The organism is Mycobacterium simiae, from assembly GCF_010727605.1.
Taxonomy (GTDB): Bacteria; Actinomycetota; Actinomycetes; order Mycobacteriales; family Mycobacteriaceae; genus Mycobacterium; species Mycobacterium simiae.
Map to the genome: position 1 here is coordinate 999,601 of NZ_AP022568.1, position 12,958 is coordinate 1,012,558.

Consider the following 12,958-nt stretch of genomic DNA (forward strand, 5'->3'; position numbering starts at 1 on the left):
CAAATTCTCGTCGCCGAATGGAGACCGCCATGAATTCCTCACCTCGCGCCACCCGTCAGGAGCTGATCGTCGTGACCGGCGCGTCGACCGGGATGGGCGCCGCAACGGCGAAAGAACTGGCCCGCAGGGGATTTCACGTGCTCGCCGGGGTACGCCGCGACGCCGACGCCGACGCGCTAGTGGCCGACGGACCTGAGGGGCTAGAACCGGTGATCCTCGACATCACGATGGAATCGGACGTCGCCGCCATTGCCGACTGCGTCGCGCGCGACCCGCTGCGCCGGCCGCTGCGGGCGCTGATCAACAACGCCGGGATCGCAGTCAACGCGCCGGTGGAAGCCCTGCCGATAGCGCACTGGCGCAAGCAGTTCGAGGTCAACCTGTTCGGCCACGTCGCGATGACCCAGGCGTTGTTACCGGCGCTGCTACTCGGCGGCGGCACCGTCGTGAACATCAGCTCCGTCGGCGGAAAGGTGGTGTTGCCGACCTACGGCGCCTACGCCGGGTCCAAGTTCGCGCTCGAGGCGGTCAGTGACGCCCTGCGACGCGAGGTTTCCCACCTCGGCATCAAGGTGGTCGTCGTCGAACCCGGCGCGGTCAAGACGGAGATGGTCGACCGTGGCATCGCCACCGCGGAGGAGCTGCTGGCGAACATGAGCGCCCCGCAACTCACCCGCTATGGCGATCTGGCCGCGGCCGTCACGGCACAAGCCCGGTCGTTCGGTGAGGCCGGTGTTTCGGCGGAGCACGCAGCGAAGGTAATCGCCAAGGCGGCCACCGCATCTCGGCCACGAACTCGCTACACGATCGGGCGCGACGCCGCGGTCCTGGTGCGAATCAGCCGCCTGGCATCCGACCGGGTCCTGGACCGCATTGTGCGGCTGAATCTTCGATCCTTCGCGAAAGGTCCGCGGCCGAGTGAAAAGAATGAAAAGGCCGACGCTGCAATGGCTTAACCCCACGCCCAGGCGGCCGGCGTCAGTCGGCGGTGTGAACGATAAGCACGTCGGTCTTGGACCTGCGGGAGACTTCGGATGGGACCGAGCCCAGCAGCCGCCCGGCGACGCTGCTGAGGCCGACGTTGCCGACGACCAGCAGGTCGGCACCGACGTCCTCGGCAAGCTGCACCAGCGCGTTGATGGGAGCACCGACGATCGCCTTCTCCTCGACGTTTTTGGCCCCGGCCTGGTGCGCCCGTTCCCGAGCGTTCTGCAGAATCGCGTAGTAGGGGGCCTCGCCCACCGTGCGGTAGTCCGCACCGTGGTCGCTCCCCGGCGGGATCGCGTAGCGACCTTTTTCCTCGGGAATGGGCGGATGTGCCGTTGCCACGATCAATTTCGCGCCGTGGTCCGCAGCGACCGCGGCCGCGCGTTCAACCGCGCGCAGCGATGAGTCCGAGCCATCGGTGCCGACCACAACGGTCTGATAGGCGCTCATATCCCAGTGAGTGTAGAGCCCGATGTCTGCTCAGCACCGGAAATGAAGAGGAATTCGCCTGACGAGTCCCCCAGTTCGCCACCGCGTCGGTACGCCGCACCCGGCGCCTCAGGCCCGAGCGGTCACGCCGTGCGCTTGGCACGCTTGCCCGTGCCGACACCGAAGAACTGGTACTCGCTGGGTTTGACCGAGCGGGTCGCTCGCCAGTACTGCCAGGTATAGCCGCCCCACAACACCGTGTTTTTGCCGTGCTCGTCGAGGTACCAGCTGCTGCAACCGCCGCTGTTCCACACCGAGCCCTTCAGTTGTTCCTGCAGCTCGTCGTTGAACTTGTCCTGTGCCGCGCGGGTGGGGGCCAGCGCCTGCGCGCCGTATTTGTCGCAGGTCTTGATCGCATCGGCCACGTAGTGGATCTGCGACTCGATCATGAAGACCACGGAGTTGTGCCCTAGCCCGGTGTTGGGCCCCAGTAGGAAGAACAGGTTCGGCATTTCGGCGACGGTGATGCCGCGATGGGCGCCGATGCCCTCGCGATTCCACCGGTCGACCAGGTCCTCGCCGCGCAGGCCTTTGATGCCGACGTAGGTGTAGGAGTCGGTGACGTGGAATCCGGTCGCATACACGATTACGTCGACCTCGTGCTGCCTGCCGTCGGCGGTGACGATGCCGTCGCGGGTGATCCGCACGATGCCGTCGGTGATGAGTTTGGTCTTCGGGTTCGCCACGGCGGGGTAGTACGTCGAGGAGTTCAGGATGCGCTTGCACCCGATGCGGTAATTCGGAATCAGCTTGCGGCGCAGCTCGCGGTCCTTGACCGAGCGGCGGATGTTGTATTTGCAGTAGGCCTCAATGAATTTCAGCGCGTTGGGCCGTTTGGTCATGCCGAACGCCAACGCTTCCTGGCCCCAATAGATGGCCAGCCGCACCAGTGCCCGTAACCCGGGAACGCGTTGCATGGCCTTGCGCAGCGCCGGGGAAAGCTCGGGATTGGACCGCGGTACCACCCACGGCGGCGTGCGTTGGTACAGCTGTAGCTCGGTGACCTGATCGACGATCTCCGGCACGATCTGGATTGCGCTGGCGCCCGTCCCGATGATGGCCACCCGCTTGCCGGTCAGATCGACATTGTGGTCCCACTCCGCGGAATGGAAAGCGGGACCGGCGAATTCGTCGCGTCCTTCGATGTCGGGCAGCTTCGGGATGTGTAGCGCGCCGGCGCCTGAAATCAGGAATTGAGCGATGTATTCCCGCCCGTCCTGGGTAAACACATGCCAGCGGTACTCGTCTTCGTCCCAATAGCCGCGGTCCACCAGCGAATTGAACTCGATGTAACGGCGCAAGCCGTACTTCTCGGTCACACCCTTGAGGTAGTCCCAGATCTCGGGCTGATAGGAGAACGGGTTCTTCCAGTCCGGCTTGGGTTCGAAGGAGAAGGAGTACAGGTGCGACGGGATGTCGCAGGCACAACCGGGGTAGCTGTTGTCCCGCCAGGTGCCGCCGATGTCGTCGGCTTTCTCCAGGATGACGAAGTCCACCCCCTGCTGCGCAAGCTTGATCGCCATACCCAGACCGGAGAATCCGGTCCCGATGATCAGGGCGCGGGTTCGCACCGGCGTCGGGGCCGCGGGCTGCGGAGCTGGTTTCTCCTGGGCTGCTATCACTGCATCGGTCACTGCGGATCGGTCTTCCTATTGCCTGTCAGCTCGCGCTTCTGGTGGGTACCGCACGGGGCTACGGTGGATACCCCGTGGATACCCGGTACCCTCGGTACCGGCTACAACGAGTGTTGTAGATCCCCGCACCGATGTCAACGTCGTCGGCGCTGCTCAGCTGGCGGCGGGGCTCCTGCGTACGGCGCTGTGGACCGGCTGGTCGGGGTCGACGACAATGCCCAGCGCCTCGGCCGTGCCGACGATGACCCCCAGCATGATCGTGGTCAGGTGAGCAACGAACTGGTCGCGGGGCATGCGGCGGGGGCTGCCCGGTTCGGGCCCTAACCACCATTCGGTGGACGAGGCCGCCGATCCGAACGCCGCGTGCGCGGCCAGCTCGAAGGCAGCGTGGTCCAGCTGCATGTCCTTGAGCTCGTTGTCGAACATGTCGGCCATGGTGAGCGTGATCTGACGGCCCTCGTTAAGGGTGCGGACCGTCGACTCGGCGGTCGCTCCGGAGCGCGCCGAGATGAACACCCGCAGTACGTTGGGATGCAGGTCCACCAGGTTGACGTATTCCTCGACGCTGCGCCGGACGATCTCCCGGGCGGAGTCGGTGGCCAAGTCGATCGACGGGAAGATCGCCGCCCACAACATGTCCCGCAGCCGCTCGCCGATCGCCTGGAATAGGTCGGACTTGTCCTGGAAGTGGCGATAGATCTTGGGCTTGGCGGTGCCCGCCTCTTCGGCGATTTCTCGCACGCTCAGCTCGGGCCCCAGCCGGTCGATGGCGCGAAACGCCGCCTCGACGATCTCACCGCGCACCTTCTTGCGGTGTTCCCGCCAGCGCTCGCTGCGCGCGTCGACCTTCGCGCCCGGCTTGACGCTCGAATGGGGCCGAGGAGGTCGGGGCATTCTCACCACATCAAGAACCATACCCCCCGAGAGCCGCTGACCTGGGCAGACCGCGCGTCCCCGCGACGCGGCGTTGCGTCCGAGTGACTGCGCCGTGTCTAGGCCGTGTCACTACCGCCCACGCAGTACCTCACTGGGCGAGCGGCCGAATTCCCGCCGGTAGTCGGCCGCGAACCGGCCCAGATTGCCAAACCCCCAGCGGTATGCGACGGCCGCGACGGTCGTCCCGTCCTCGACAGCCGACCGCCGCAGATCCGCGTGCGCCCGAGCCAGTCTGATCGATTTCAGATGGGCCATCGGAGTCGTGTCCAGGTGCTTACGGAAGGCTTCCTGAAGCGCACGAGTGCTCAACCGCGCGGCGGCCGCCACGTCGCTGATCCGGATGTCCTCGGCCGCGAAGTCGTCGAGGTAAGCGAGCGCGCGCCGCACCGCCGGCGGCCGCACGGCACCGCCGCCCGCGTCGGCCGTGTGACTAAGGCCGGGGTAGGCCTCGACGATGCTCGCTACCAACATTCGAGACATCTGTGCCGATACCAATGACCTCGATGCCAGCAGCCCGGTCGGCCCGGCATTGCGGAGCAGGAATCTCATCACCTTCGCCACGGCCAACGTTCCCGGTGTGGACGGCTGCCAGCTCGTCGGGATTCGGACCGGGCTCGGCTCGGTCGCACCGGTGAACTCGGCGACCGCCGCCTCGAAATCCGTGCGCGGAATGCGCACGTGAAAAATATTGCAGTTCTCCTCCCACCGCAGCCGAAACGCCGTGTGGGCGTCCAGCACAACGAAACCGCCGGGCAACACGGCCCGCTCCCCGTGGTCCGCGCCGGCCACGAACCGCCCACTGATCTGCTCGGACACTAAGACGAAGTCGTCGAATGTCGACGACTCGAGCACCGTGGTGGCAGCGCCGTACGACAGGGAGTAAACGCCAAGCCCGCTGCCGCCGCCCTCCGCATGCCGGGCGCGAAACGCCGACACGCGGCCCCGGACGGTGAGGCGGTGGGGACAGTAGACAGCGGCGATCTGACTGCGCGCGTCGTCGGGATCCGTGGTGTCGGTCCGGACGCGCAATCCGTCGATCATGAGGCCGCGCCCCGTTCGCGGATCCGCACCGCAGTGTGCGGCGCTGCCACGACCACCCAGGTGTCCAGGCCGGCGCTCTCGGTGGCGGCAGGCGATGCGGTGCGGACGGTCAACGGGTCGGCGGCCCGATGCCAATGTTGCGGTCCCGCGAAGAGCGGTCGTTCGCAAGTCCACCGGGGCGGGTGAAGTCCAAGTCTCATTCGGTACCTTCCGTCGAGTCGTCACGGTCAGGAAAAAGAACAACCATTCGGCGCCACCCATGCCGTCGAGAGTCAGCGGTGTCCTTTTCTGTGGAGCGGATGGCGCATTGTGAGCGGTGCGCGGCTGCTACCAGAGTGGTTCGCCGCCAGAGTATTTGGGGCCGCCGATCCCGTCGCCGGGCCTTGACGTCGGGTCGCCGGAGGGTCTCGCACGCATCACTACGACGACCGACCCGCGCGAATTACTCGAAGCGTTCTACGTCAAAACCCTGCACCTTCCCCGGGCAGCCGTCAAAGACCTTGCCGAGCGCGAGTTTCCGTATCTGGCCGCCTCGTTCGCACACACCGCCGGGCGCGAACTCGCGGTGGCTCGCGGCTACCGTGCCACCAGTCGGCTAGCCCAGATCACCGCCCCACTGCGGATCTTGTTCGGTACCCAGAGTCCCGCGTATTTCCGGGTGGCCGCGACGGCCGTCGCCGAGCTGGTACCGGGAGCCACGGTGGGCGCGTTGCGCGGCCAAGGGCACCAGGCGGTCGACTACGACCCACCGCAATTCGCACGGGCGGTACTCGATTTCGACTTGAGCTCGACTAGTCCGCATCGGTGATGGTGATGACGGTCTTGCCACCGCCCCGATGCGCCGGGTCGAATGCCCCCGCAGCTTCGGCCAGCGCACATACCGTCTTGACGACCGGGTGCAGTCGCCCATCGCGAACCCTGCGTTCCAGCCTGGTAAGGGCCCGCCGGTCGGGTTCGACGACGAAAAAGACGGCGCGTCCGTGCTCGGGTCGGACCCGGGGCGGCTCGGCGATGGTGATCAGCACGCCGTCCGGGCGCACCAGTTGCGCTGAGCGGTCGAGGATCTCGCCGCCTATGACGTCGAATACCACGTCGACCGGGCCGGCCTCCTCGAGGCGATCGGATCGCAGCTCCACGAAACTGTCGGCGCCGAGGCCCAGGACCACGTCCCGGTGCTCGGCGCGGCCGGTGCCGATGACGCGCGCGCCGGCGTCGCGAGCAAGCTGCACCACCAGGGAACCGACGCCACCGGCGGCGCCATGAACCAGAACGGTCTGGCCGGCGACCAGGCGCGCATGGATGAACAGCCCCTGCCATGCGGTCAGCCCGGGCAGCGCCAACGCGGCGGCCAGCGCGTGGTCGACATCTGCCGACAATGGCGCGAGATTGCGGGCCTCCACCGCGACGTACTCCGCGAGTGAGCCGTCACGGGCCCAGTCGGTGATCCCGAAAACTCGCTGTCCCACCGTCAGTCCGGTTGTGCCGTAGCCTAATTCCGCGACGACGCCGGAGACTTCATGCCCCGGAATGACGGGAGTCCGATCGCGCCCGGAGCGGTCGGTCCAGGTGGCCGGCCAGTCGAGCTCGTCCGGGGTGAAGCTGGCGGCATGCACTTGGACGACGACGTCGTTTTCGGCGGCATGCGGGTAGGGCACCTCGGCCAGAGCAAGCCCACGGAAACCGGCGGCGCGCTCGCGCGCGGTGATCGCTTGCATCGTCTTCTCACTCCCCTATCGACCCCCTATGGACCTCGTTGGATCACGCCGATAACGTTTGCACCTCCGCGGCGCGATCACCAGGGCCATTGAGCCACGCGGTCCACGAAATGCGACAACGCGCCGGTCATGGGACAACTGCGTACTCGGCCGGCGCTGCCCGCTGGGCGTGCAGACGCGCCGGTCGAGCGCGAATCAGGCGGGGCCACCAGAAGAATGGCCCGAGCAGCCGGGCGAGGGCAGGGGTGATGAACGAACGCACGATCAGTGTGTCGAGCAGCAGGCCGATCCCGATCGTGGATCCCATTTCACCGACCGAGATCAGCTTGCCGGAGATCATGGCCATCATCGTGACGGCGAACACCAGACCGGCGGTGGTGACCACTTTGCCGGAGTTGGCGACCGCTCTGATCAGACCCGTGTTCAGGCCCGCCTTGCTTTCCTCCAGGTAACGGGCGATCAGCAGCAGGTTGTAGTCCGAGCCGACCGCCACCAGGACGATGAAGGTGAGCGGCAGACCCAGCCAGCTGATCGGGATACCCAGCAGATGTTGCCAGATCAGGACCGACAGACCGAACGCTCCCGAATATGAAAACGCCACGGTTCCGATGATGACCAGCGCCGCGATCATGCTCCGGGTGATGAGCAGCATCACCAAAAAAATCAATGCGAATGCCGCGGTGGCCGCGATGATCAGATCCGTCGCGGCCGCATCCTGGATATCCCAGTATGTCGTCGCTGCGCCGCCGAGGTAGACCCGCGCGCCGGCGAGCGTGGTGCCTTTCAACGCCTCCTCGGCGGCGGGCAGGTACGTCTGGTCGTGGTGAATGCCGTCTTCCGTGAGTGCTTCGCCGTCGTGATAGACCATGTACCGTGCGGCTTTGCCGTCGGGCGACATAAAGAATTTCAGGTCGATGCGAAACGACGGGTTGTTGAACGCATCTGGTGGTAGATAAAAGAATTCGTCATTCTTCGCACTGTCGAACGCGTAGCCCATATCCATCATTTGCCGGCTCAGCTCGTCCAACTGGGTCAGCTGCGGCGTGATCGTACTGTGCTCGGCCAGGATCACCCGGTGTAGCTGCTCGAGCTGGTCGACGTTGCGACCGAGGAGTTCGACCAACTGCGGCATCACCGAGTCCTGGATCATCGCGGCTTTCAGGTTTGTGTCCATCTGCTCGTCGAGCTGGTCGAACTTGTCGGTCACGTCGAACAGCGAACGCAACGACCAGCACAGTGGGATGTCGAAACAGTGTTTCTCCCAATAGAAGTAGCTGCGGATCGGACGCCAGACATCGTCGAAGTCGGCGATATTGTCGCGCATCGCGTCGGTGACGTCCTTCATGCCCTGGGCCGCTTCGGCGGCGATATGAGCCGCGCCGGCCTGTTGAGACGTCAATTCCTGTTGATGCCGCATTAGCCCCGTCATGCGTTCGGTGATGTCGGCCATCTCGGTGAGCCGGGTGTTGAGGTCGGTGAGGAACGGCAGGATTTCCTTGATCTTCGTTCCCATCGAGCCCATGGTGTAGGTGAACGACGAATGTTCGAGCGGGGTCCCCAGCGGCCTGGTGACGCTTTGGATCAATCCCACACCGGGCGTGTGAAACACACTGCGGGCCACTCGGTCCAGCGCGATCATGTCCGTGCTGTTGCGCATATCGTGATCGGATTCGACCATCAGCATGTCGCCGTTGAGCCTGCTGACCGGAAAGTGCCGGTCGCTGGCCGCGTACCCCTGTTTGGATGGGCTGTCGTCGGCGATGTAGATCCGGTCGTCGTAATTGGGATGGTAGGTGGGCAGCGTGAGCGATCCCACCAGCGCCACCACGCAACTCGCCACCAGGACCCGGCCGGGCCACCGGACCGTCAGCGTGCCCACTTTCCGCCAAATCCCAGTCCCGGAACGGTGTTTCGGCTCGAATATCCCGACCCGGCTGCCCAGCGCCAACACCGCCGGGCCGAAGGTCAGAGCGGCCGCGACGGCGGTGAGCATGGCCACCGCGCACGGAATACCGCAGGTGTTGAAGTAGTTGAGCCGGGTGAACTTCAGACAAAACGTGGCGCCGGCAATCGCGAGACCCGAGCCAAGGATGACGTGGGAGACGCCGTTGACGGCGCAATAGTAGGCAGTTTCCCGGTCTTCGCCAGCGTGCCGCGCTTCGTGGTAGCGACCGATCAAGAAAATCGCGTAATCGGTTCCCGCACCGAGGATCAGCGACACCAAGAGGTTCGATGCGAACTCGGATATGCCGATGACCTTGTGGAAGGCGAGAAAGGACACGATGCCCCGTCCGCAGTTCAACTCGAGCATCACCATGAACAACACCAGGAACGCCGTCTTCATCGAGCGGTAGACGACCAGCAGCATCACGGTGATCAGGACGATGGTGACGAACATGATCATTATCAGGCTCTCGTTACCGGCCTGCAGCATGTCCGCTGACAGCGGAGCCGATCCCGAGACGTACACCTTCAGGCCGGGCGGAGTCTTGGCCTGCGAGACAAGATCTCGGACAACCTTGATCGACTCGTCGGAGACCGCCGAGCCGAGGTTACCGGCAATCCGTACCAGTGTGTAGGACGCCTTTCCGTCGTTGCTTTGCACACCGGCGGCGGTGGTTCCTTGGCCCCACAGATTCATGACGTATTGAACATGCTTGTCTCGCTGCAGCTTTGCGATCAGGTCGTCGTAGAAATGGTGGTCAGCTTCGCCGAGCTTGTGATCGCCTTCCAACACGACCATCACCAGGCTGTTGCTGTCCGACTCGTGGAACACTTCCCCGATGTGGATGAGCGCCCGCGACGAGGGCGCATCGACCGGGACCAGTGGTCCGCGGTTCGCTTCGGTGACGGGTTCCAGCTGCGGGACGGTCACGTTGAGCACCACCATGAGCCCGACCCACGCCATCACTACGGGCACCGCGAACTTGCGGAGGGTCCGCACAAGGAAGGGTTTAGCGACCTTGACGTCGACGCCGTTGCGCCTCATGCGGACAGCACCTGGCACCACACCCCGGCGTGCTCACCCGTGGCGGTGTGTTCGGACCGGACCTGGCCGTCGACGATGATGCGGCAGCCGACGTTGCCTCCGGCCACCTGCGCGGTGATATCGGCGGTCGCCGTCGTCAACACCGTGACTTCGGTGTGCCTCCAGGGCAGCGTCGCCAGGTCGACGGCGATAGCGTGGGAGTTCACGTCCCAGTAGCTGACCCGCCCCCACCCGCCCAATTCGCCGAAGACGTCGTATTCGATGCGTTTGGGATTGAATTGCGCTATCGAAAACTTGCTGCCCGGGCTGCGTGTCCGGTCCTGGGAGCCGAATACTCTGTGCGCGGAATCGATGACGCACCCCGCCAACACGGCGACGACGACCACCAGCGTTGGCAGCCACAGCTTGGTGACCAGTCGCCGACGTAGAGACGCGACCATGACGATGACCCTCCTCGGGCACTCACAGCGAAAATCGGACTGAATTCAACCGCCGCGCGACGCGTTAAATGCGAACTCCGCTCAGCATCCGGGTGAAACTCGCCACCTCGACCAATCCGTCGGCGGTGGGAGCCGGGCGTCCGATCGCCGCGAAGACGTCGGCGATCTCGCCACTGCGCGTCGTCCACCCCCGCTCGGCCAGATACTTGGCCGCGTCTGTGTGCTGCCCGGCGAAAGTCACACTGCGCAGGTCGATCTCGGGGTCCAACTGATTCCATACCGCGTGGCGTCTTCGCAGATTTTCACCGAGTGCATCGGTTTTGGGGGTATCGATGTAATCTGCCCCGAGTCGGCTTCCGGGAGCACTCAAATCGGTGATTGCGTCGAGAATTCGGTCGTGCGCCTCCGGCGGGAGATATCCGATCAGAAGTCCCTCGACGATCCAGACGGTCGACTGGGCGTCATCGAAACCGCTTTGCCGCAGCGCTGTTGGCCAGTCTTGACGCAGGTCGATGCCCACGCAATGGTGCCCCTCGGCTGGCGCCCAGCCCAAGCCGGTCAAGACGCGTCGTTTCCAATCGATGACCTGGGGTTGATCGATCTCGTAGCAGGTCGTGGCCGGCGGCCAGTCCAATCGGTAAGCCCGGCAATCCAGTCCGGAGGCCAGAATCACCACTTGCCGAATGCCAGCCCGGCACGCGTCGCGGGCAAAGTCATCGAGTGTTCTGGTCCGCACGCCGAAGTAGTCCGGCATCCACTCGACTTCGAGGTCAGAGAAATCGATTTCGTTGTCCACTATTCGGGTGAACAGTTTCAGTCCGACCGCCCGAACCAACACCTCGGCGAACGGATCGCGGATGACCGGATCGGGCTGTCTACTGGCAACCGCCCGCGCCGCAGCGACCAGCGTGGCGGTCGCGCCCACGCTGGTCTTGAGGTCCCAACTATCGTTGTGGCTGCGTGGCATTTGTTCGCCCCCTTCGAATAACCTTGTGGAATCACCTTGTGCCTGAACGAGTTCCCCTCGTTCAGGCCGCTTTCTGGTGCAAAGTTAGGGCTCCGGCGAGGGTCGGTCTACCCGGATGGCGCGGTCGATAGCCGGAAAGCGCGGGTGAGTTAGGTTCGACACTGCCCAGCGCGTGATACCGCGCGCAGGAGAACTCGATGCGGCTGCATCATGAACCCGGCGACCGATTGAGGGTCACATCACGAACAAGTGCCGCGGTGAAAACCGGTGGGATAGTGGGAGTATGGACGCGCGGGATGCGCCCGACCGTCGGTCCAGGCAGCCGGCACCACGTTGTGGTTGAAGCGGAACATGTTGGTCGGGTCGTACATCTTCTTCACGCGCGCCAGGCGCTCGTAGGATTCCGGACCGTAGACCGCGACGGCGTCGGCCGCTTCTTCAGGAGCCAGGTTGTTCACCAGCCGCCGCTCGCCCTGCCAGGCCGCCATGCCGCCGAGCAGCTCCGCGACCGATTCCTTGAGCCGCCGTTCCTCGGCCAGCGGACCGACCTCGACGCCCAACAAGACATACGGCAGGCCTCTGGTGGCTACGGCGTTGGGCACCAACGGCTCTCGGTCCCAGGCTCCCCCGAGGGCACGCAGTTCGGCGATCCACATGGTGGTTGGGGAGTCCGGGCCGACAAGTTCCACCATCTTGTCCTGCGCCTCTGCAGGGAATTCTCGCAGCATGATGCTGCGCTCGTAGTAAGGCAATGGTTCGGTCGGTTCGTCGTGGATCGACGCGACTGCCGTGTACGGCATCTTCGCGACGGTGTCCAGGACGGAAGGTGCGACCGCCCGTAGCGGCGCGATCATCCGTTCGCCGTCCTCGGCCGTCCCGTTGTAGGCAATCCGCAGCGCCACGGTGAACACACCACGCAGCGGCTCGGGGATTTCGGGCAACGGCGGTAGCCGCAGGGCCGCGAACGAGGAGATCATCGTTTCCGGTGTATTCGGATGCCAAACGGTCCAGGCGCGCAGCACGTCGGCCATGTGCTTCCCCGGGAAGTAGAGGGCGCCGCCGTAGAGGCGAGACACCGGGAACAACGCAAACTCCAGGCTGGTGACCACACCAAAGTTGCCTTTGCCACCGCGCAGCGCCCAGAACAGTTCGGGATCGGATTCGGCGTCGACATGGCGCAATTCACCGTCTGCCGTCACCACGTCGAGCGAGCGCACGTGGTCCGCTGCGTAGCCGTGCGAGCGGCCGAGGGTAGGGCTCAGACCGCCGCCCAGGGTGTAACCGACAACTCCCACGGTGGGGTTGGATCCGTTCAGCGGCGCCAGCCCCGCCGCGGCGGCCTGCTGGACCACCTCTGCCCATACCGTCCCGGCGCCGACTTTGGCGGTGCGGCCGACGGCGTCGATCTCGACGTCGTTCATCCGGCGGGTAGTGATCAGGACGGCGCCCTCTGCCATGCCGACGACCTGGTGACCGGTGGCTTTCACGACAACCGGCCGATGCGCTCGCGCGGCGAAGGCGACCGCCGCGACGACATCGGTCGCGCACTGCGCCACCACGATCACAGCGGGCTTGAGTTCGTGGTTGAGGTTGAAAACAGCGCGTTCGTCGTCATATTCCGCGACATCAGGCAGCAGAACCGAGCCCGATACCGCCGCAGCCAGGGCTGCGGCATCCTCCGGTTGTACGGGCGAGAGACGGGGACAACCGAAAACCACGGCGTACATCCTCTTTTCCTTGCGCGATCGAGCCGGGCGGAC

General features: G+C 65.0%; 12 protein-coding genes. 2 read left to right on the top strand and 10 right to left on the bottom strand.

Going from position 1 to position 12,958, the window contains the following annotated elements:
- Positions 1-29 precede the first annotated feature (29 nt).
- Positions 30-956, top strand: coding sequence for an SDR family NAD(P)-dependent oxidoreductase (locus tag G6N33_RS04520; protein ID WP_044513062.1), 927 nt, complete (start codon positions 30-32; stop codon positions 954-956).
- A gap of 22 nt (positions 957-978) precedes the next feature.
- Here the strand turns inward: G6N33_RS04520 and G6N33_RS04525 are convergent, their stop codons facing one another.
- The 5 genes from G6N33_RS04525 to G6N33_RS04545 all read right to left on the bottom strand — a co-directional run bounded on the left by G6N33_RS04525 (position 979) and on the right by G6N33_RS04545 (position 5,287).
- On the bottom strand, positions 979-1,437 hold the full coding sequence (locus tag G6N33_RS04525; protein ID WP_044510494.1) for a universal stress protein: 459 nt from the start codon (positions 1,435-1,437) through the stop codon (positions 979-981).
- Between the two features lie 122 nt (positions 1,438-1,559).
- Complete coding sequence (locus G6N33_RS04530) at positions 1,560-3,098, bottom strand: flavin-containing monooxygenase (RefSeq protein WP_231382709.1); 1,539 nt, start codon at positions 3,096-3,098, stop codon at positions 1,560-1,562.
- Positions 3,099-3,263: 165 nt separating this feature from the next.
- Entirely contained in the window at positions 3,264-4,004 is a 741-nt protein-coding gene (locus G6N33_RS04535) for a TetR/AcrR family transcriptional regulator (protein ID WP_044510490.1), read from the bottom strand.
- A 111-nt stretch (positions 4,005-4,115) separates the two neighbouring features.
- Positions 4,116-5,087, bottom strand: coding sequence for an AraC family transcriptional regulator (locus G6N33_RS04540; protein WP_044510488.1), 972 nt, complete (start codon positions 5,085-5,087; stop codon positions 4,116-4,118).
- Positions 5,084-5,287 carry a hypothetical protein gene (locus tag G6N33_RS04545; RefSeq protein ID WP_163771467.1) on the bottom strand — a complete coding sequence of 68 codons (204 nt, stop codon included), beginning with the start codon at positions 5,285-5,287 and terminating at the stop codon, positions 5,084-5,086. Before G6N33_RS04545 ends, G6N33_RS04540 begins: the two co-directional genes overlap by 4 nt.
- 116 nt (positions 5,288-5,403) lie before the next feature.
- Between G6N33_RS04545 and G6N33_RS04550 the strand changes: the two genes are divergently transcribed.
- Positions 5,404-5,895 carry an alpha/beta fold hydrolase gene (locus G6N33_RS04550; RefSeq protein ID WP_155945955.1) on the top strand — a complete coding sequence of 164 codons (492 nt, stop codon included), beginning with the start codon at positions 5,404-5,406 and terminating at the stop codon, positions 5,893-5,895.
- Here G6N33_RS04550 and G6N33_RS04555 read toward each other — a convergent pair.
- The 5 genes from G6N33_RS04555 to G6N33_RS04575 form a co-directional block, all read right to left on the bottom strand.
- Entirely contained in the window at positions 5,879-6,802 is a 924-nt protein-coding gene (locus tag G6N33_RS04555) for an NADP-dependent oxidoreductase (protein ID WP_044510484.1), read from the bottom strand. The two genes, G6N33_RS04550 and G6N33_RS04555, sit on opposite strands and share 17 nt — an antisense overlap.
- Positions 6,803-6,929: 127 nt before the next feature.
- Complete coding sequence (locus tag G6N33_RS04560) at positions 6,930-9,710, bottom strand: MMPL/RND family transporter (protein ID WP_408632785.1); 2,781 nt, start codon at positions 9,708-9,710, stop codon at positions 6,930-6,932.
- Between the two features lie 77 nt (positions 9,711-9,787).
- A complete protein-coding gene (locus G6N33_RS04565) occupies positions 9,788-10,231 on the bottom strand; it encodes an MmpS family transport accessory protein (protein ID WP_044510480.1) in 444 nt (147 codons plus the stop codon).
- A 64-nt stretch (positions 10,232-10,295) separates the two neighbouring features.
- Positions 10,296-11,198 (bottom strand): SAM-dependent methyltransferase, encoded by a 903-nt coding sequence (locus G6N33_RS04570; protein WP_044510478.1) that lies wholly within the window; start codon positions 11,196-11,198, stop codon positions 10,296-10,298.
- A gap of 239 nt (positions 11,199-11,437) precedes the next feature.
- The gene (locus G6N33_RS04575) at positions 11,438-12,925 is read right to left on the bottom strand and encodes an FAD-binding oxidoreductase (protein WP_081662218.1); all 1,488 of its coding nucleotides are present in this window, start codon (positions 12,923-12,925) and stop codon (positions 11,438-11,440) included.
- Between the last annotated feature and the right edge of the window lie 33 nt (positions 12,926-12,958).

Coding starts and splice junctions, on each gene's coding strand:
- G6N33_RS04540 (WP_044510488.1), bottom strand. CDS start 5,087: ATGATCGACGGATTGCGCGTCCGGACCGACACCACGGATCCCGACGAC.
- G6N33_RS04565 (WP_044510480.1), bottom strand. CDS start 10,231: ATGGTCGCGTCTCTACGTCGGCGACTGGTCACCAAGCTGTGGCTGCCA.
- G6N33_RS04575 (WP_081662218.1), bottom strand. CDS start 12,925: ATGTACGCCGTGGTTTTCGGTTGTCCCCGTCTCTCGCCCGTACAACCG.
- G6N33_RS04535 (WP_044510490.1), bottom strand. CDS start 4,004: ATGCCCCGACCTCCTCGGCCCCATTCGAGCGTCAAGCCGGGCGCGAAG.
- G6N33_RS04555 (WP_044510484.1), bottom strand. CDS start 6,802: ATGCAAGCGATCACCGCGCGCGAGCGCGCCGCCGGTTTCCGTGGGCTT.
- G6N33_RS04570 (WP_044510478.1), bottom strand. CDS start 11,198: ATGCCACGCAGCCACAACGATAGTTGGGACCTCAAGACCAGCGTGGGC.
- G6N33_RS04525 (WP_044510494.1), bottom strand. CDS start 1,437: ATGAGCGCCTATCAGACCGTTGTGGTCGGCACCGATGGCTCGGACTCA.
- G6N33_RS04560 (WP_408632785.1), bottom strand. CDS start 9,710: ATGGCGTGGGTCGGGCTCATGGTGGTGCTCAACGTGACCGTCCCGCAG.
- G6N33_RS04545 (WP_163771467.1), bottom strand. CDS start 5,287: ATGAGACTTGGACTTCACCCGCCCCGGTGGACTTGCGAACGACCGCTC.
- G6N33_RS04520 (WP_044513062.1), top strand. CDS start 30: ATGAATTCCTCACCTCGCGCCACCCGTCAGGAGCTGATCGTCGTGACC.